This window comes from Streptomyces sp. SID8352 (genome assembly GCF_009862265.1).
Taxonomy (GTDB): domain Bacteria; phylum Actinomycetota; class Actinomycetes; order Streptomycetales; family Streptomycetaceae; genus Streptomyces.
In genome coordinates, this window is record NZ_WWGX01000020.1 from 1 (window position 1) to 17,652 (window position 17,652).

Below are 17,652 nucleotides of genomic sequence, written 5' to 3' on the forward strand. Positions count from 1 at the left end.
AGAAAGTGTTGGGTAAGTGATCGACTGCGTTCTGTGATGTGCTGGTGGTGATCTTTGCGGTCGGGGTTTCCGTGAAGATCACCACCATGTGTGTCTGTTCGTGCAAGCCGTCCTATGACTCGTCGTTGACGGATGCTCAGTGGGCGGTGATCGAGCCACTGCTGCCGGTGCGGGATCCGCGCCGGGGTGGCCGGCCGTTGAAGTTCCCGCGCCGTCTGGTCGTGGACACGGTGTTGTATGTGCTGGTCAGCGGGTGTGCCTGGAGGCTGGTGCCGCACGACCTCGCTCCGTGGGACGTGGCCTACCGCTGGTTTCGGGCCTGGACTGCGGACGGCACGTGGGACCGGGTCCACGACGCGCTTCGCGACCGGGTCAGGAGCGCGGACGGGCGGGATCCGCAGCCGTCGGCGGCGGTGCTCGACTCGCAGTCGGCCCGCAGTCACCAGGGCGGTCAGGCGATCGGCTACGACGCGGGCAAACGCGTGCGGGGCCGCAAGCGGCACCTGCTCGTGGACACCTGCGGGCTCGTGCTGCGGGCGGTCGCGCACTCGGCTTCCGTGCAGGACCGGGCGGGCGCGAAGTTGGTCCTCGGCGGCATCCGGGAGCTGTTCCCGCAGGTCGGACTGGTCTGGACCGACGGCGGCTACATCAACGTCGTGGACGCCTCGCTCGTCGGCTGGGCTGCCGAACACGAGAACCTCGAGATCGTCCCCGTGCCGCGCAACGCGGATGTGAAAGGCTTCCAGGCGCTGCCCCGCAGGTGGGTGGTCGAACGGACATTCTCCTGGCTGGGACGGTGCAGACGGTTGGCACGGGACTACGAGCGCAAGACCGCGCACGCCGAAGCGATGATCAAGGTGGCCATGATCCGGCTCATGGCCGCCCGACTGGCCAGCGAGGACATCGAACCGCGCGGTCCCATCGAAACCGAAGCAGCCCGCCGCCTCGCCGACGACCTTAAATACGAGTAATCGCCCAGTTACCCAACACTTTCTCAGGCGTGCGGGTCCACCAGGATCTTGACGGCCGTCTCGTTGTGGTGGATCAGGGTGTCGAAGCCCTCGTCGATCAGGTCGTCCAGGCCGATGGTCCTGGTGATGAACTGCGCCAGGTCGACGCGTCCCTCCTGCACCAGTTCGATGGTCTGCGGATGGGAGTTGACGTAGGCGATGGTGCCGCGCAGGTCGATCTCCTTGAGGACGAGCTTCTGCATGTCGACCGAGGCGGGCCTGCCCCAGATCGAGATGACCGTGATGACGCCGCCCGGCCGCACCGCGTCGAACAGGGTGTCGAGGACGACGTTCACGGACGTGGCCTCGAACGCGACGTCCGCACCCCTGCCGCCGGTGAGGCGCCGGACCTCGTCGGCGACGTCCAGGGCGGCGGGGTCGAGGGCGTGGTCGGCGGCCCTGGAGTCCAGCGCCTTCTGCCGTCGCAGCGGACTCAGTTCGGAGACCGCGACCTCGACGCCCATCGCCTTGAGCACGGCGCAGGTGAGCAGCCCGATGGGGCCCGCGCCGCCGACGAGCGCGAAGGCGCCCGCCTTCGCCCCCGACCGCTGGAACGCGTGGTAGGCCACCGACAGCGGCTCGATCAGCGCCGCCTGGTCCAGGGGGATGTCGCCGACCGGGTGCACCCAGCGGCGCTCGACGACGATCTTCTCCGCGAGACCGCCGCCCCGCCCGCCCAGACCGATGAAGTTCATGTCGGGGGAGAGGTGGTAGGTCGGATTGTTCTCGCTGGTGTCGACGTCCGGGCGTAGGATGTAGGGCTCGACGACGACGCGGTCGCCCGGTTTCAGTCCCTCGACCCCGTCGCCCACCGCGTACACCACGCCGGACATCTCATGGCCGAGCGTCACCGGGGCGGACTCGCCCGAGACGGGGTGCGGATGACCGGCCGGCGGGACGAAGATCGGCCCGTCGAGGTATTCGTGCAGGTCCGTGCCGCAGATGCCGCAGTAGGCGACATCGATCCCCACGGTGCCCGGCAGGACGGAGGGTTCGGGGATGTCCTCGATCCTGATGTCCCCCCGGCCGTAGTAGCGTGCAGCCTTCATGTGCTGTGGCTCCTTCGTCTGCTCCGCACGCACCGTGCCGCGCGTCGTGCCACGCGGTGGACGCCGAACCGTACGGCGCGTGCCGTTGACGATGCGGTCCCCGGGCCGGAGGCCCGCGCGGGCCCCGGGTTCCCGGGCGGCGCCGGCGCACCCGGCGCCGGGCGGGATGTCGGCGGCGCCGCGCGCCACCGGGTCCGTGGAACCCGGGCGTACGCCGGGACGCGCCGGTACGACGCCGCGCCGGGTCCCGTCCGAAGCGATGCGCCGCGCCCCGGTCTCCCCCGCCACGATACGCTCGCGGACCGCCGCCCGCAGCGGCCGACGGACTCGTCCCCGGGGCCGGTCCGGCGACGGGGCCGGCGCTTCCCGTCCTCCTCGACGACGCCGTCCCCGCGGTGCCGCCCGCCCCGGGCGGGCGGCCCCCTTCCGGCGCCGCGCTCAGGCACTCTGACCCGGGCGCCCGGTTCCGGCGTGCGGGGTCCCCGGGCCGGTCGCCCCGCGGCCGGGTGCCAGGGCCGCGGGTCGGACAGCGGGCCGGTCGGGTACCGGGCGGGGCTGACGCCGCGCGGGTCAGACGCCGGGCCGGTCCGCGCCGGTCCGGTCCGCGTCGGTCCGCAGGGACTCCTCCGTCGGCTCCAGGGTCTCCCGGGCCTTCGGCAGGACGTTGGCGACGTAGTCCGCGACCGCGGCGTCCAGACCGATGTCGTGCTGCGCCCGTTCGCCCAGGTACCAGCGGCGCTCCAGCAGCTCGTAGTAGATCTCCGCCGGGTCCATGGGGCCCCACAGCTCGCGCGGCACCGCCCGCACGGTGGGCCGGAAGACCTCCCGCACCCAGCGGTGGGCGAGCACCTCGGGCCGGGCGCCGAGCGGATCGCCCGGGGCGTAGTCGTCCTGGGTGGCCATCCAGGACTCCAGGTCGGTCAGCAGCCGCCGCGCCTGGTTCTCCTCGGCGTCCAGCCCGGTCAGCCGGAGCAACTGCCGCTGGTGGTGCCCGGCGTCCACGACCTTGGGCACGAAGGTGACCGTGTCCCCGTTGGAGGCGTGCTCGATCTGCATCTCGGCCACGTCGAAGCCGAGGTCGTTCAGCCGCCGGATGCGGCGCTCGATGTAGTGGTACTTGCCCGCCGGATAGACCGAGGTGCGGGTCAGCTCCTCCCAGAGGCGCTGGTAGCGGGCGCAGATCTCCGTGCCGAAGTCGACCGGGTCGACGGACGGGTGCAGCGCCCCCGACGCCTCCAGGTCGAGCAGCTCCCCGCTGATGTTGACCCGCGCCAGGTCGATGTCGTACTCGCGCTGCCCGGCGCTCAGCCGGGGGTGCAGCTCGCCGGTCTCGGCGTCCACCAGATAGGCCGCGTAGGCGCCCGCGTCGCGCCGGAACAGGGTGTTGGACAGCGAGCAGTCGCCCCAGGCGAACCCGGCCAGGTGCAGCCGCACCAGCAGCACGGCCAGCGCGTCCATCAGCCGGTGCACGGTCGCCGGGCGCATCGTCGTCTCGAACATCGACCGGTACGGCAGCGATCCGCGCAGGTGCCGGGTGATGAGGACCGGCTCCAGCGGGCCGCCGTCGGCGGTGGTGCGGCCGGTGACGACGCCCAGGGCGTCCACCGCGGGGATGGTGAGGCGGTCCAGGTCCCGCAGCAGCCCGTACTCGCGCAGCGCGGGCCGCTCGGCCAGCTCCTTGACGGCGATCACCTCGTCGCCGGCCCGGGCGTAGCGGACGACGTGGCGGGAGATGCCGCGGGGGAGCGGCACGAGGTACTCCTCGGGCCACTCGGCGAGCGGTGTCTGCCAGGGCAGTTCGAGGAGGAGCGCGGGATGCTCCGGGTTGGTGGCGCTGATCTGCAAGGCCATGCCCAGACTCTAGAACGCCCGGTCACGGGCCCGGCGGGCGGCGTCCCCCACCGGGCCGCGGTGGACGGGACCGTGGCCCGGCAGCAGGATGTCCCCGTCGAGGGCGGCGAGCACGTCCAGGGAGGCGAGGGCGCGGGCCCGGTCGTGGTGGAACATGGCGGGCAGCAGCTGCGGTCCCGTGCGGCGGGAGGTGGCGTGGCCGCTGACCAGGGCGTCCCCGGAGATCACCACACCGGCGTGCGGGAGGTGGTAGGCGCAGTGCCCGTCCGTGTGGCCGGGCGTGTGCACCGGCACCGGGCGGCCGGGCAGGTCGAGCGGGCCGGGGGAGGGGAAGGCGGCGGGCGCGGCCACCGGGTGCTGCGCGGTGCCCCCGGCGCGGACCACGTGCGCGGCCCAGGGCAGCACGCCGGGCCGCCAGCCGTTGCGCAGCACCGCGCCGACGGAGACCTGCTGGAGGAAGTCGCGGCGGGCGTGCGGCACTTCCGCCTCGTGCAGGAGGACCGGGGTGCGGTGGGTGGCGCGCAGGTACTCGGCGGAGCCCAGGTGGTCGTTGTGCGCGTGGGTGATCAGCACCGCGGCCACCGCCTCCGGCGAACCGCCCACGGCGGCCAGGGAGTCCAGCAGCAGGCCCCGGTCGGCGGGGTAGCCGGTGTCGATGAGGGTGAGGGCGTCGCCCTCGGTGAGGATGATCCAGTTGGTGTGGCCGCCGTGCACCAGATGGATGCCCTCCGCGACCCGACGCACGTCCGCGCGCATGCTTCTCCCGCCTCGTGGTGACCGCCCGGCGGCGCTCCCGTGGCGACCGCTGGGGGCGACAGCCAACCAGACCCGGAGCCCCGCGCACACGTCGGCGCGGCGGGAGGCCGACTTTGCGCCGGTACCCGACGACGGTCGCGGTGCCCGGGAGTGCGGTCGGCGGGAGGCGTGGATGCGCGGCGGGGCGCGAGGGCGTCCGAGGTACGCGCGCGGAGGTGCGGCGGAGCGGCCGGCCTCGACCTCGCGGACGGCCGTGCCCGGCGCGCGCTCACGGAGCTGAGAGCGGTGAGGGCGGGCGACGGGGGAGGTGCGGCGCCCGGCGGGGGGAGGGGAAGGGAAGGCGGGTAGGGGCGGGAAACGCCCTGCGCACCGCTGCCCGACGTGCCGCACCGCTGCCCCACGGGCCGTCCCCGGCCCCGCCCCGCGCGTCGTCCCCGGCCCCGCGCGTCGTCCCCGGCTCCGCGCGCCGTCCCCCGCCCCGCGCGTCGTCCCGGCCCCGCGCCGGGCGGCCCGGCGGCGCCCGTCCCGGGCCGCCCGGCGCGGGACTCGTCCCCCTTCGCCGCGGGGCGTGCGCCCGCTTCCGTCAGCGTGACCGGCTCCCCCGCGCCGCGGTCGCGCGCCCACACCCGTCCGTCCGGCGCGCGACCCCGGCGAGGCGCGCCCCGAATCACGTGGGGCGGTGCCCGCCGGCCCCGCGCCCGGGCGGCGCGCGCCCCTCAGCGCACGCCGTGCGGCCGGAACTGGACGCTGACGCGCGGTCCGGTCGCGCGGGTGCTCTTGGGCACGCAGTGCTCCCAGGTGCGCTGGCAGGAGCCGCCCATCACGATCAGATCGCCGTGGCCCAGGGGCCGCCGCACCGTGTCGCCGCCCCCGCCCGCCGGACGCAGCAGCAGATCGCGCGGGGCGCCGACGGAGAGGATGGCGACCATGGTGTCCCGGTGGGCGCCGCGTCCGTGCCGGTCGCCGTGCCAGGCGACGCTGTCCCGTCCGTCGCGGTAGAGGCAGAGCCCCGCCGTGGTGAACGGCTCGCCCAGCTCCCCGGCGTAGTGCGCGGACAGGGCCCCGCGCGCCTCGTCCAGCACGGGGTACGGCAGCGGGTCGGCCGCGCGGTAGAAGGCGAGCAGCCGGGGCACGTCCACGACCCGGTCGTACATCGCGCGCCGCTCCGCCCGCCAGGGGACCTCGGCGGTCAGCCGCTCGCACAGCGCGTCGGCCCCGCCGAGCCAGCCGGGCAGCACGTCGATCCACGCGCCGGAGCCGAGAGCCGTGCGGCGCAGCCCGTCGAGGGGGCCGAGCCGCACCTCGTCGGCCTGGTCGAAGAGCGAGCCCTGGAGATGCGTGGTCATGACTCCACCGTACCGCGTGTTCGAATGTACGTTCGAATCGAGGGGATCGCCGTCCCGGTCCTGTCCGGCGCGCCGCCGCATCCGGTAGCTTCGCCTGTCCGGCGCGTCCCCGGGGAACGGACGGTGAGGGAGCGACGGCGCGCGGGCATGGCGGAACGGACGGTCCGGGCGGCGCCGGCGCCGTGCGCGCACCGTGCCGCCCCCCGTCGGCCCCGCCACCGCCGCCCCGCGGGCCCCGCGCCACATCGCGTGCCGCGCCCGCGGTGCGCCCCACCCGCCGTCGAGGCGACGGACGAGGAAGGAACGGTCGTCATGGATGCCGACGTCATCGTGGTCGGAGCGGGACTGGCGGGACTGGCCGCCGCCCACGAGCTGACCCGCCGGGGCCGCAGGGTCGCCCTGGTCGACCAGGAGAACGCCGCCAACCTCGGCGGCCAGGCCTTCTGGTCCTTCGGCGGTCTCTTCCTCGTCGACTCGCCGGAGCAGCGCCGCCTGGGCGTCAGGGACTCATTCGAGCTGGCCTGGAGCGACTGGCTGGGGAGCGCCGGGTTCGACCGGACCGACGACGAGGACTCCTGGGCGGTGCGCTGGGCGCGGGCCTACGTCGAGTGGGCGGCGGGGGAGAAGCGCTCCTGGCTGGCCGGACACGGCGTCGGCTTCCTGCCCACCGTGGGCTGGGCCGAGCGCGGCGATCTCACGGCCGGGGGCCACGGCAACTCGGTGCCCCGCTTCCACGTCGCCTGGGGCACCGGCACGGGCGTCGTCGAGCCCTTCGTCCGATACGCCCGGCAGGCCGCCCGGGACGGACTGCTCACCTTCCACCACCGCCACCGTGTCGACGCTCTCCTCGTCGAGGGGGGCGCCGTCACGGGGGTGCGCGGCACGGTCCTCGCCGCGGACGACGCGCCCCGGGGCGTGGCCTCCAGCCGTGAGGCGGACGGCGGGTTCGTGCTCACCGCCGGGGCCGTGATCGTCGCCTCCGGCGGCATCGGCGCCGACCACGCGCTGGTGCGCCGCCACTGGCCCGAGCGCCTGGGCACCCCGCCCGCCCGGATGCTCACCGGCGTACCCGCCCACGTGGACGGGCGGATGCTCGGCATCAGCGAGGCGGCCGGGGCCCGGCTGGTCAACCGGGACCGGATGTGGCACTACACCGAGGGCGTGCGCGCCTGGGACCCCGTCTGGCCCGGACACGGCATACGCGTCCTGGCGGGGCCGTCGTCGATGTGGTTCGACGCCCTCGGCCGCCGGCTGCCCGCGCCGTGCCTGCCCGGCCACGACACCCTGGGCACCCTGCGTCATCTGCGCACCGCCGACGGCCCGGCCGGGCACGACCACTCCTGGTTCGTGCTCACCCGGCGGATCGCCGAGAAGGAGTTCGCCCTGTCGGGCTCCGAGCAGAACCCGGACATCACCGCCAAGGACCGCGCGGGCTTCCTGCGCGAACGCCTCCTCGGCAAGGGCGCCCCGGCCCCCGTGGACGCCTTCCTGCGCAGGGGCGCCGACTTCGTGACCGCGCCCGACCTGGAACGGCTGGTGGACGCGATGAACGGGCTGACCGGCGAACCGCTCCTGGACGCCGCCGCCGTCCGGCGCCAGATCGAGGCCCGCGACCTCCAGATCGCCCATCCCTTCGCCAAGGACGCCCAGGTCCAGGACATCCGCAACGCCCGCCGCTACCTCGGTGACCGCCTCGGCCGGGTCGCCTCCCCGCACCGGCTGCTCGACCCGGCGGCCGGTCCGCTGATCGCGGTCAGGCTGCACACCCTCACCCGCAAGACCCTCGGCGGCATCCAGACCGACCTGGACTCCCGCGCCCTCGGAGCCGACGGCACCCCCGTGGACGGCCTCTACGCCGCCGGGGAGGTGGCGGGCTTCGGCGGCGGCGGGGTGCACGGCTACAACGCGCTGGAGGGCACCTTCCTCGGCGGCTGCCTGTTCTCCGGCCGAGCCGCGGGGCGCGCCGCGGCCCGGAACACCACCTGACGCCGCGCGCCCGCTTCCGCACCCGCGGCCGGGGCCCCTGCCGCCCACGGCACCCGCCCGTCTCCGGACGTCGGCACGGACCTGGACGCCCGCCCCGTGCCGCGCTCCCCCGCGCGGCGGGGCCGGGGGTCATCTCCGGTCGAGCAGACGGAGCAGCACGGACGCCTGGCTCTCGTCGGGGGACGTGGACGCGGTCAGCAGCGTCACATCGCCCGCGCGGGCCAGCTCCCGCACATGGTCGAGCAGCCGGGCCGCCTCGGGGGCGGTCAGCTCCGCCTCGTAGCGCTCGACGAACTCGTCGTAGGAGCCGCCGCCCCCGTGGTACCAGCGGCGCAGTTCGGTCGACGGGGTGAGCCCCTTGGGCCACTCGTCGATGTGCGCCGCGTCCTTCGCCACACCTCGCGGCCACAGCCGGTCGACGAGGACGCGCACGCCGTCGTCGGGCTCGGGCGGATCGTAGATGCGGCGCACCCGCACGGTCATGGTCGTTCCTCTCCACGGGGACGCTGCTCCGGCGAGCCTACGTCCGCCCCCGCCCCGGGGAGGGCCCCGTGTTGGCCCGTTCGGGGGCAGGGCCGGTTCGGGCGCGGGGCGCGCACGGCCGAACCGTTGGGGGCGGGACGGGCGGTCGTGCCCCGCTCCGGTCCGGCGGCGGCGCCGGGTCCCGGACCCGGGGCGCAGGGAGGCGGTCAGCCCGCACCGCGCCGCGCCGCCCGGCGCCGGAGGGTGCGGCGCTCCGCCTCGTCCGTCCCGCCCCACACCCCGAGGGTCCGCTCGGTGCCGAGCGCCCACCGGAGGCACTCCTCCCGCACCGCGCACCGGGCGCAGACCGCCTTCGCCCGCTCGGTCTGCACCAGCGCGGGGCCGGTGGTGCCGATCGGGAAGAACAGGTCGGGGTCCTCGGTGCGGCACGCGGCGTGCTGTCGCCAGTTCTCCATCAAAGCCACCTGCGGTCGATGTCCTTCGCGCCCTCGCGAACGCCTTGCTCACCCCCGGGTCACCTCCCGGCCCGGGGACGAAACGGGGCCGCGGCGGCCGAAAGGACATCTTCCGTTCACAGAACGGCGGTGCGCGAGGCGTCCGTTCACACCCGACCCGGTCCGGCCCGACCCGACCCGGTCCGGCCCGACCCGACCCGGTCCGGCCCGACTCGGCCCCATCTGACCCGACCCGCCCCGGCCCGTCGGCCGTCCGGCACCGGCGACGCCCGCGCCGCGCCGACGGCCCGGCGCAGTGAACGGCGGGCGTACGCGCGGGCGGTGGCCGACGGACGGCCACGGGCGGGGCCGCCGGGCCCGGAGCGGGTGCACCGCCCGGAGCGGTCTCCGGCCCCGCCGGACGCGCCCCTTCGCGTGGCGGGGCCCGACTGGTGCTCTGACCGGGAGGGTTCGCCGGGTCGGCGCTCGGAGCGGTTGGATGGGCGGTGGACGTCCGTTCCGACCGCTGGAGGTGTGGTGGCCGAGGCTGTGCGATACGCAGACCGACCGACCAGGAGGGGCGGAAACCGCAGCGGATCGTGCGCCGGGGCAGTACGAGCCCGGCGCGCCGTCGGCGGGCGACGACGCTGCTCGCGTCCGCCGGTGGGAACCGTGTCCCGGTGTCTGCCCGGCCGGTACAGGCCAGACTGGCACCGGGACACGGTGCGGGACGTGATCCAGCGGTTTCAACGAGATCGGACCGCACTGTCCGGGCCCTCACCGGGCGGGAGGCCGTCCCGTCCGCCGGTTCGGCGACGACCGGCTGCGGGGCGTCAACCGCCGCAAGGGCGCCGCCGATGCCCTGGCCGCGCTGAAGTCGGTCCGCGCCGCCCGGACCGACGGCGCACCGATCCGCGTCACCCCGGACACCTGTCCTCCCACACCGGTCAGGACATCCGCCACCGGGCGAAGAAGTGCGAGGCCGAGCCGTGCTCCACCCCGCCCCGCGCCTCCCGGGCCAACCCGATCGAGACCCACGTCGGCCCCCTGCGGCGGTTCCCCTCGGCCGACTCGAACCATCGCAGCCGTCCCGCGCAGCCCCAGGGCCCTGCACTGCCGTCCGCGATGGCGCGACGCCGGCGCCCTCCATCCGGCCTCCTCGCCGCACAACGCCGAGAACGTGCCCGCTTCCGCGAGGAGAAGGGCATTCGCCGGGGCGGACGCCCGCTCGCCGGTGCGGCCCGACGACGCTTCGCGCACACCGCCTCCGACCCAGCGAAGGAACCAGAGGACACTCGTGAGCATCCGTACGACGCATCGCGCTCTGCTGAGCCGTCTGCTGCCCGACGACCAACCGGACGACCTGGCAGTACGCCAGGGGCAGTTCCACGTCGTGGTCATCGGTTCGGACCGCGTTGTGTGCCTGCCCCGCACCCGGGCAGCGGCCGCCCGCCTGCCCCAGCGGGCCGTCGCACTGCACGCGCTCGCCGGCCTCGACCTCGGCTTCCGCACACCCGAGCCGCTGCTCCAGGGCGGCACCGACGGGGCGCCGTTCCTGGTACTCAGCCGCATTCCCGGGGAACCGCTGGAGACCGACGCCCTCGACGAGGCCCGAGTGGTCGACACCGTGGCGGCGCAGTACGCCGTGCTGCTGTCCGCTCTGGCCCGTGCCGGCACCGATGAGGCCGTGCGAGCGGTTCTGCCTCGTGCGGCGGAGGGCCAGTGGCGGCGGTTCGCGGAGAACGTACGCGCGGAACTGCTCCCGCTCATGTCCGACGGCGGACGCCTGCGGGCCGAGCGGGAACTCGCAGCGCTCGACGGCCTTCCCCACCTCACCCGAGCGGTGGTGCACGGCGACCTCGGTGCCGAGAACGTCCTATGGGAGTGGAGGCACGGCCTGCCGCGCCTCTCCGGAGTGCTCGACTGGGACGACGTCGTGCTCAGCGACCCGGCCGAGGACCTCGCGGCCATCAGCGCCGGCCACGGCCCCGAGTTCCTGGAGCGGGTGCTCGCCCTCGGCGGCCGGTCGGACCGCGGACTCCGCACCCGCGTCGCCGCGATCCGCGGCACATTCGCCCTGCAGCAAGCCCTCTCCGCAATCCGCGACGGTGACGAAGAGGAACTCGCGGACGGCCTGGCCGACTACCGCTGAGGCACACCGGCACATCAGCCGCGTCGAGCACTCCACAGCGACGGCAACCGGTGAACCCGAGCGGTCGCGGCACCAGTTCTTTCCTCGCCGAACCATCCGCCGGGAAGCCGGGAAGCCGGGAAGCCGGGAAGCCGGGAAGCCGGGAAGCCGGGAAGCCGGGAAGCCGGGAAGCCGGGAAGCCGGGAAGCCGGGAAGCCGGGAAGCCGGGGGCGTCGGAGGAGCCGGACAGGTGGGACGAGTCGGGCAGATGGGACGAGCCGGGGAGCCGGGGAGCGGGGGGAGCCTGGGAACGCGAGGGGGCGGGCGGCGGGTCACTGCCGGAGCGCCTCCGCCGCCGTCGCCGTCACCGCCCGGGCCACCGCCGCCAGCGCGGGCGAGTCCAGCTTCCACTGCTGCCAGTACAGCGGCACCTCCACCGCCCGGTCCGGCGCGAAGTCCACCAACCGTCCCCGGCGCAGCAGCGGGTGGGCCTGCGACTCGGGCACCATGCCCCAGCCGAGCCCCGCGGCGACGGCCTCGACGAACCCCTCCGAGGTCGGCACATGATGCCGCGCGGAGCCCGCCCCGGGCAGTCCCAGCCGCCGGGCGAAGGCGTCCTGGAAGTCGTCCCGCCGGTCGAAGACCACCACCGGGGCCGCCGTCAGCGCTCCCCGCAGCGGACCCGCGAGAAACCGCGCGGCGAACTCCGGCGCCGCGCACGGCAGATAGCGCATCCGGCCCAGGGAGCGCACGGCGCACCCCGGCACCGGGTCGGGTGAGGAGGTCACCGCAGCCATCACCACGCCCTCCCGCAGCAGGGCCGCCGTATGGCTCTCGTCCTCCCGGCGCAGCTCGAAACAGAGCCCGGGATCGCGGGGCAGGCGGGCGACCGCCGTCAGGAACCAGGTCGCCAGCGAGTCGGCGTTGACCGCCACCGACACCCGGGTCGGCTCACCCGCCCCGCTGAGCCCCAGCTCCGCGTGCGCGTCCCGCTCCAGCCGGGCGACCTGGCGGGCGAGCCGGACCAGCACCGCGCCGGACTCGGTGGGCCGCACCGGTTTGGTGCGCAGCAGCAGCACCCGGCCCGTGCGCTGCTCCAGCGCCTTCACCCGCTGGCTCACGGCGGACGGCGTGACGTGCAGGGCGGCGGCGGCCGCGTCGAACGTGCCCTCGTCCACCACGGCCAGCAGGGTCCGCACCTGGTCCAGCGGAAGATCCGCCGCCGACGTCCCCGCCCCCGTGCCCGCAGCCGTGCCCACGTCCACCGCCTCCTTGAATTCTGCTAAAGATACGTGAGGATCTTTAGTTGGACGCCGGGTGATCGTCCGCCCTAGCGTCGCGGTCATGACCAACGCCCTGACCGCGGCGGCGGCCGGATTCGGCACCGGACTGTCGCTCATCGTCGCCATCGGCGCCCAGAACGCCTTCGTCCTGCGCCAGGGCGTCCGCCGGGACGCCGTTCTCGCGGTGGTGGGCATCTGCGCCCTGTCCGACGCCGTCCTCATCGCCCTGGGCGTCGCCGGGGTCGGGGCGGTCGTGGCGGCCCGGCCCGGGGCCATGACCGTGGTCGGCTGGGTCGGCGGCGTCTTCCTGCTCGGCTACGCCGCCCTGGCCGCCCGGCGGGTGCTGCGTCCCGCCGGGGTGCTCGGCGCGGACGGTGAGGCGGCCGGGTCGCGGCGGCGGGCGGTGCTCACCTGCCTGGCGCTGACCTGGCTCAACCCGCACGTCTACCTCGACACCGTCCTCCTGCTGGGGTCCGTCGCCGCCGACCGGGGACCGCTGCGCTGGACGTTCGGGCTGGGGGCCGCGCTGGCCAGCCTCTGCTGGTTCGCCGCGCTGGGATTCGGCGCCCGGGGCCTCGGCCGCTTCCTGGCCCGCCCCGCGGCCTGGCGGATCCTGGACGCCCTGGTCGCCGCCACCATGACCGTTCTCGGCGTCACCCTGATCGCCGGGGCCTGACCGGCCGGCGCTCCCGCCCGGGGCCGCGCCGACCGCACGCCCCGCGCCCCGTCCCGCCCAGGGCCACGCCTCGCTTCCGCCCCCGTCCCGCCCGGTCTGCCCCGTTCCGCTCCGGTCGGCTCCGGGGCGCCGAGGGGCGGCTGCGATAGTGAACCCCGCAGCCGACGTACGCACCGACCGCATGGGAAGCCGTGGACACCAGCGAGAGCAGTACCGAACCCCGGCCGGAGGACCCCGCCGGGGGACCGGCCCGGGAGCCCGCCGCACCTCCGGGGGAGCCGGGCGCCGGGACCCCGGGCGCGAAGACGCCCCGGCGGCGCGGACCGGGCCGCTGGGCCATGGACACCCGGCCCCTGCGTCGCCCCGCCTACCGGCGCCTGTGGACCTCCACCATCGTGACGGCCGTCGGCAGCCAGCTCACCGCGGTCGCCGTGCCCAAGCAGATCTACGACATCACCGGCTCCTCCGCCTGGGTCGGCGCCGCGAGCCTCGCCGGTCTGCTTCCGTTGATCGTGTTCGCCCTGTGGGGCGGTGCCGTCGCCGACGCCATGGACCGGCGCAAGCTGCTGCTGATCACCAACACCGGCATCGCCGTCACCTCGCTGCTGTTCTGGGCGCAGGCCGTCACCGGCACGGGGTCGGTCGCCGTCCTGATGGTGCTGCTCGCGCTGCAACAGGCCTTCTGGGGGCTGAACGCGCCCGCGCGCAACGCCTCCATCGCGCGCCTCGTCCCGGAGGACGAACTGCCCGCGGCCAACGCGCTGGGCACCACCGTGATGCAGATCGGCCAGGTGGCGGGGCCGCTGCTCGCGGGTGCCCTGATACCCGTGATCGGGCTGGCGGAGCTGTACCTCATCGACGCGCTGGCGCTCTGCGTCACCGTGTGGGCCGTCCACCGGCTGCCCGCCCTGCCGCCGCTGACCTCGGGGGTCGCCCGGCGCGCGGGCGTGCGGGAGATAGCCGCCGGGTTCCGCTACATCGCCGGGCACGCCGTGCTGCTGCTCTCCTTCGTGGCCGACATCATCGCCATGGTCCTCGGCATGCCCCGCGCCCTCTTCCCCCAACTCGCCTCCGAGACCTACGCCCCCTACGGGGAGGGGCTCGCCCTGGGGCTGCTGTTCGCGGCCATTCCCATCGGCGCGGTGGTCGGCGGGCTGTTCTCCGGCACCTTCTCCCGGGCCCGGCGGCACGGCTGGATGGTGATCGGCTCCGTCGTCGTCTGGGGCCTGGCCATCACCGGTTTCGGGCTGAGCGGCAACCTCTGGGTCGGGGTGGCGTTCCTGGCCGTCGCCGGGATCGCGGACATGGTGTCGATGGTGTTCCGGGGGGCGATCCTGCTGTCGGCCGCGACCGACGAGATGCGCGGACGTATGCAGGGCGTGTTCACGGTCGTCGTCGCGGGCGGCCCGCGTCTGGCGGACGTGCTGCACGGCGGGGCGGGCTCCGCCGTCGGCGCGCGCGAGGCCGTGGCGGGCGGCGGTCTGCTGGTCGTGGTGCTGATGCTGGCACTGGCCGCCGCGGTGCCCGCGCTGCGCCGCTACCGCGTCTGACCGGCCGTGCGCCCGCGCCGCCCGGTTCCGGCCGGCCCGGGAGGGGCGGCTCTCAGAGGACTCCGTGCCCGTGGGCGGCGTAGTGGTCCATGAGCTGCCCCCGGGTGGTCTCCAGGCGGTGGGCGAGGATCTCCGCGACGCTGCGCACCAGCACGACCCCGAGCCGGGGGTCCTCCTCGCACAGGGCGAGCACCGGTTCCGCCTCGAACTCGTAGGCCCGCACCGGGCTGAACGCCTCGGCGCCGAAGTCCCACTCGTACGGCGGGAACAGCCAGGACCAGCCGAGCAGGTCCCCGACGCCGAGGCTGGCCACGGTCACCCGCTGCAGCGGGGTAACCTGCTGGGCCAGCGACACCGCGCCGGACCGGATGACCCAGAAGCGGTCGGCCCTTCCGCCGACCTCGAAGATGCGGGCGTCCTCGGGGAAGGAGACCTCCCGTGCCAGCTCCATCAGCCGCTCGCGCTGGGGATGGGGGACGGCGGTCAGCAGCTTGATGGCTTTGGTCATGAGGTGCTCCTCACCGGCGGCGTTGACGGTGCTCCCACAGCCATTGCACCGGCCGCCGCCGTTCGGGGCACGTCGGCGGCTCCCGGCCACCGGGGAAAGCCCCGCCCGCCTCGCGCCCTCCCGGCCCGCGGGGCGCGTCCCTGCGGCGCCGGGGGCGTCCGGGCAGGAAAAAAGCCCTGGCTGGACGGGGGAAGCCAGCCAGGGCCGTCAGCGGTGACGTACGGGGGATGTTCCGGTCGACCCCGTCGCCACGTGTGTGTGAACGCTAAACGATTTTCGGCCATTTCGCTAACCCTGAAGCAGGTCGCGTGACCTGTTTCACCTCACCGCCTCCGCCCGGCGGTTCCGGAGTCGCCACGGACCCCGGGGCCCCGGTCCGCACGCGGGTGCCGGAGCACCCGCGGAGCCGTACGCCGCGACCGGCGTCACGTCCCCTCGGCGGTGACCCGGACCGTCCTGAGGGCCGGGTCGGCCGGGTCGGGCGGATACATTCCGGCCGGCAGGCCGTCGCTGAGGTACCGGAGCACCGGACCGGACAGCCGCTCGCCCGGCAGCACGGCCGGGATGCCCGGGGGTACGGCGTGATCATCTCCGCCGCGATGGCCCGGCCGCCCGCTCCAGCGGCACGTCCTCGACCGGGCCGAAGTAGGCGTCACGGGGGAGACGCGCCTGCGGCATCCTCAGCTCCGCCGCTTCCGGCACGGCCGGCGCCGACGCGGGCGGGAACCCGGGTGCGGAGCGGGCCAGGTCCCGAAGCGCGGCGAGCAGTTCCCCCGCGGTCCCGCGGTCGTCGGTGAGGGCGTCGAGCACGGGGGCACGGGTGTGGTCGGGGCCGGGGCTGCGTGTCATGCCCACCGGGTCACCCGGCACCGCCGGTCCAATCCCCGCAGCCCTCCGTGACCGCACCCGCGGCGGCCCGGGCCGGTCATCGGGGAGGGGACGACGGGCGGCGGCCCGGGGCGATGATCTCGTCCAGGGTCCGCAGCACCGCCTCGTACGCCACGGTGCGCGTCGCGGCCTCCCGCGCGGCCTCCTCGTCCGTGGCCCGCAGTTCCTCGTGCCGGGCCCGCCAGAGCCGCACCTGCTCCTTGGCCACCGCCCTCGCGCGGTGCATGCGGCGCAGCAGTTCGTCCGAGTCCACAACATCCGTCATGGCCTTCGCGTACCCCCGTACGGGCCCGGATGCGCGCCCGGACGGCTGTTCCACCGGGAAGGGGGCACCCGGGTGCCGGGCCGGGGGACGGGGACGCGGTCACCGGAGGCGGCGCCCCCGCTCCCGGAGGGGCGCGGTGGATGGTCTCACGGGAGAAGGGACGGCGCCCCGGGGGGATGGGCCGTACTGAGGACTTTCCGTGAAGCGGAGTTTGTCCCACCGGTGCCTGGGCAGTCGCAAGGTCGTGCTTCGGACCGGAGGCGCAGCAGCGGGAGCGGTGCGGCCGCTTCGGCGCCCTGGGTGTCCCGGACCGCCGTTCCCGCGGAATGTCCCCTGACCCCACCGTTCAGGAGCGAATCCGCATGCTCATTGAAACCCCCACCGTCCGTCCCGGTACGGCCCGCCCCGAGGGCCAGGCCCCTTCGGCCACCCCTGCCACCACCTCCGCGCCGTCCTCCACCGCCGCTCCCGCCGCCCCGCCGACCGCCGGAGGGCGCCGCCGTCACGACGACGCCCCCGACACCGTCGCGCTCTTCGTCCGGCTCGCCGGGCTCCCCGACGGGCCGCGGCGCGAGGCCCTGCGCGACGAGCTGGTGCGGGCCTGGCTGCCGATGGCCCACCGGATCGCCGGACGCTTCCGGGACCGGGGGGAGTCCCTGGAGGACCTGCGCCAGGTGGCCGCCCTCGGACTGGTGAAAGCCGTCGACCGCTTCGACCCGGAGCGCGGCGCCTTCGAGAGCTACGCCGTGCCCACGATCACCGGCGAGGTCAAGCGGCACTTCCGGGACCGCATGTGGGCGCTGCGGGTGCCCCGGCGTGTCCAGGAACTGCGCAACAAGGTCCGGGTGGCCCGGCGCGAGCTGACCCAGAACCCCGGCAGCCCCGAGCCTTCGGTGGCCGACCTCGCCGCCCACACCGGACTGACCGAGGACGAGGTCGGCGCCGGGATGGAGGCGCTGGAGAGCTTCAGCACCCTCTCGCTCGACGCCGAGCTGGCGGGCGGGGACGACGGCTACAGCCTCGCCGACACCCTCGGCTCGGCGGACGCCTCGTACGACGTCGTGATCGACCGGGAGTCCGCCAAGGAGGGGCTGCGCCGGCTGCCCGAGCGCGAGCGCGCCATCCTGTACATGCGCTTCTTCGAGGACATGACGCAGAGCCGCATAGCCGACCGGCTGGGCATCTCGCAGATGCACGTCTCGCGTCTGATCAGCCGGAGCTGCGCCCGGGTGCGCGACGAGGCGACGGGACGCCGCCCCGGTGGCCGGGGACCGGGCCGTCCGTCCCGGCCCTGACCGCACGGACGCTCGCTCCGGCCCCCTCCCCGGGCCGTGCGGGACGGCCCGCGCGCCCTGAACGACGCGTACGCGGAACTGGCCCGCGCCCACTGGCCGGGGGCCCCTGGACGGACAACCTGCGCCGTGCCCGCCGACCGG

15 protein-coding genes and 1 pseudogene are annotated in these 17,652 nt (G+C 75.3%); 6 read left to right on the forward strand and 10 right to left on the reverse strand.

Translation table 11 applies throughout. The features are described 5' to 3' along the window. The first annotated feature begins 86 nt into the window (after positions 1-86). The gene (locus tag GTY84_RS05045) at positions 87-971 is read left to right on the forward strand and encodes an IS5 family transposase (protein WP_161224881.1); all 885 of its coding nucleotides are present in this window, start codon (positions 87-89) and stop codon (positions 969-971) included. 23 nt (positions 972-994) lie between these two features. Here the strand turns inward: GTY84_RS05045 and GTY84_RS05050 are convergent, their stop codons facing one another. From GTY84_RS05050 to GTY84_RS05065, 4 genes are all read right to left on the reverse strand, one after another. Continuing rightward, entirely contained in the window at positions 995-2,059 is a 1,065-nt protein-coding gene (locus GTY84_RS05050) for a 2,3-butanediol dehydrogenase (protein ID WP_161224882.1), read from the reverse strand. Between the two features lie 570 nt (positions 2,060-2,629). Continuing rightward, on the reverse strand, positions 2,630-3,910 hold the full coding sequence (locus tag GTY84_RS05055) for a DUF4032 domain-containing protein (protein WP_161224883.1): 1,281 nt from the start codon (positions 3,908-3,910) through the stop codon (positions 2,630-2,632). Positions 3,911-3,919: 9 nt separating this feature from the next. Next, positions 3,920-4,666, reverse strand: coding sequence for an MBL fold metallo-hydrolase (locus GTY84_RS05060; RefSeq protein ID WP_161224884.1), 747 nt, complete (start codon positions 4,664-4,666; stop codon positions 3,920-3,922). A 716-nt stretch (positions 4,667-5,382) separates the two neighbouring features. Further along, on the reverse strand, positions 5,383-6,012 hold the full coding sequence (locus GTY84_RS05065; RefSeq protein WP_161224885.1) for an alpha-ketoglutarate-dependent dioxygenase AlkB: 630 nt from the start codon (positions 6,010-6,012) through the stop codon (positions 5,383-5,385). Positions 6,013-6,324: 312 nt separating this feature from the next. Between GTY84_RS05065 and GTY84_RS05070 the strand changes: the two genes are divergently transcribed. After that, positions 6,325-7,998, forward strand: coding sequence for an FAD-binding dehydrogenase (locus GTY84_RS05070; RefSeq protein WP_161224886.1), 1,674 nt, complete (start codon positions 6,325-6,327; stop codon positions 7,996-7,998). Between the two features lie 129 nt (positions 7,999-8,127). On the opposite strand, the gene GTY84_RS05075 is transcribed toward GTY84_RS05070, so the two are convergent. Both GTY84_RS05075 and GTY84_RS05080 read right to left on the reverse strand, forming a co-directional pair. Further along, the gene (locus GTY84_RS05075; RefSeq protein WP_161224887.1) at positions 8,128-8,481 is read right to left on the reverse strand and encodes a DUF488 family protein; all 354 of its coding nucleotides are present in this window, start codon (positions 8,479-8,481) and stop codon (positions 8,128-8,130) included. Positions 8,482-8,687: 206 nt separating this feature from the next. Then, positions 8,688-8,936: a WhiB family transcriptional regulator gene (locus GTY84_RS05080; protein WP_161224888.1), complete on the reverse strand. Its 249-nt coding sequence runs from the start codon at positions 8,934-8,936 to the stop codon at positions 8,688-8,690. Between the two features lie 1,276 nt (positions 8,937-10,212). Here GTY84_RS05080 and vph point away from each other — a divergent pair. Further along, positions 10,213-11,067, forward strand: coding sequence for a viomycin phosphotransferase (vph, locus tag GTY84_RS05085; protein WP_161224889.1), 855 nt, complete (start codon positions 10,213-10,215; stop codon positions 11,065-11,067). Between the two features lie 311 nt (positions 11,068-11,378). Here vph and GTY84_RS05090 read toward each other — a convergent pair whose 3' ends face one another. Then, positions 11,379-12,392, reverse strand: a complete 1,014-nt coding sequence (locus GTY84_RS05090; RefSeq protein ID WP_161224890.1) for a LysR family transcriptional regulator ArgP — start codon at positions 12,390-12,392, stop codon at positions 11,379-11,381. On the opposite strand from GTY84_RS05090, the gene GTY84_RS05095 reads away from it, so the two are divergent. Next, the gene (locus GTY84_RS05095; protein WP_161224891.1) at positions 12,391-13,005 is read left to right on the forward strand and encodes a LysE/ArgO family amino acid transporter; all 615 of its coding nucleotides are present in this window, start codon (positions 12,391-12,393) and stop codon (positions 13,003-13,005) included. The two genes, GTY84_RS05090 and GTY84_RS05095, sit on opposite strands and share 2 nt — an antisense overlap. 191 nt (positions 13,006-13,196) lie before the next feature. Then, entirely contained in the window at positions 13,197-14,555 is a 1,359-nt protein-coding gene (locus tag GTY84_RS05100) for an MFS transporter (RefSeq protein WP_161224892.1), read from the forward strand. A gap of 52 nt (positions 14,556-14,607) precedes the next feature. Here the strand turns inward: GTY84_RS05100 and GTY84_RS05105 are convergent, their stop codons facing one another. The 3 genes and pseudogenes from GTY84_RS05105 to GTY84_RS05115 all read right to left on the reverse strand — a co-directional run bounded on the left by GTY84_RS05105 (position 14,608) and on the right by GTY84_RS05115 (position 16,216). After that, positions 14,608-15,063: a cyclic nucleotide-binding domain-containing protein gene (locus GTY84_RS05105; protein WP_161224893.1), complete on the reverse strand. Its 456-nt coding sequence runs from the start codon at positions 15,061-15,063 to the stop codon at positions 14,608-14,610. A 425-nt stretch (positions 15,064-15,488) separates the two neighbouring features. Beyond that, a pseudogene (locus GTY84_RS05110) lies at positions 15,489-15,855 on the reverse strand (ornithine decarboxylase); the annotation flags it as partial. A gap of 133 nt (positions 15,856-15,988) precedes the next feature. After that, positions 15,989-16,216 carry a hypothetical protein gene (locus GTY84_RS05115; protein WP_161224894.1) on the reverse strand — a complete coding sequence of 76 codons (228 nt, stop codon included), beginning with the start codon at positions 16,214-16,216 and terminating at the stop codon, positions 15,989-15,991. Positions 16,217-16,578: 362 nt separating this feature from the next. Here GTY84_RS05115 and GTY84_RS05120 point away from each other — a divergent pair, with 362 nt between their 5' ends. Continuing rightward, positions 16,579-17,511, forward strand: a complete 933-nt coding sequence (locus tag GTY84_RS05120; RefSeq protein WP_161224895.1) for a SigB/SigF/SigG family RNA polymerase sigma factor — start codon at positions 16,579-16,581, stop codon at positions 17,509-17,511. The last annotated feature ends 141 nt before the right edge of the window (positions 17,512-17,652 follow it).

Bases quoted from the DNA above. Each gene is read 5' to 3' on its own strand.
- GTY84_RS05080 (WP_161224888.1), bottom strand. From the start codon at position 8,936: ATGGAGAACTGGCGACAGCACGCCGCGTGCCGCACCGAGGACCCCGAC.
- GTY84_RS05105 (WP_161224893.1), bottom strand. From the start codon at position 15,063: ATGACCAAAGCCATCAAGCTGCTGACCGCCGTCCCCCATCCCCAGCGC.
- GTY84_RS05060 (WP_161224884.1), bottom strand. From the start codon at position 4,666: ATGCGCGCGGACGTGCGTCGGGTCGCGGAGGGCATCCATCTGGTGCAC.
- GTY84_RS05115 (WP_161224894.1), bottom strand. From the start codon at position 16,216: ATGACGGATGTTGTGGACTCGGACGAACTGCTGCGCCGCATGCACCGC.
- GTY84_RS05120 (WP_161224895.1), top strand. From the start codon at position 16,579: ATGCTCATTGAAACCCCCACCGTCCGTCCCGGTACGGCCCGCCCCGAG.
- GTY84_RS05050 (WP_161224882.1), bottom strand. From the start codon at position 2,059: ATGAAGGCTGCACGCTACTACGGCCGGGGGGACATCAGGATCGAGGAC.
- GTY84_RS05075 (WP_161224887.1), bottom strand. From the start codon at position 8,481: ATGACCGTGCGGGTGCGCCGCATCTACGATCCGCCCGAGCCCGACGAC.
- GTY84_RS05095 (WP_161224891.1), top strand. From the start codon at position 12,391: ATGACCAACGCCCTGACCGCGGCGGCGGCCGGATTCGGCACCGGACTG.
- GTY84_RS05070 (WP_161224886.1), top strand. From the start codon at position 6,325: ATGGATGCCGACGTCATCGTGGTCGGAGCGGGACTGGCGGGACTGGCC.
- GTY84_RS05055 (WP_161224883.1), bottom strand. From the start codon at position 3,910: ATGGCCTTGCAGATCAGCGCCACCAACCCGGAGCATCCCGCGCTCCTC.
- GTY84_RS05065 (WP_161224885.1), bottom strand. From the start codon at position 6,012: ATGACCACGCATCTCCAGGGCTCGCTCTTCGACCAGGCCGACGAGGTG.
- GTY84_RS05090 (WP_161224890.1), bottom strand. From the start codon at position 12,392: ATGACCGCGACGCTAGGGCGGACGATCACCCGGCGTCCAACTAAAGAT.
- GTY84_RS05045 (WP_161224881.1), top strand. From the start codon at position 87: ATGTGTGTCTGTTCGTGCAAGCCGTCCTATGACTCGTCGTTGACGGAT.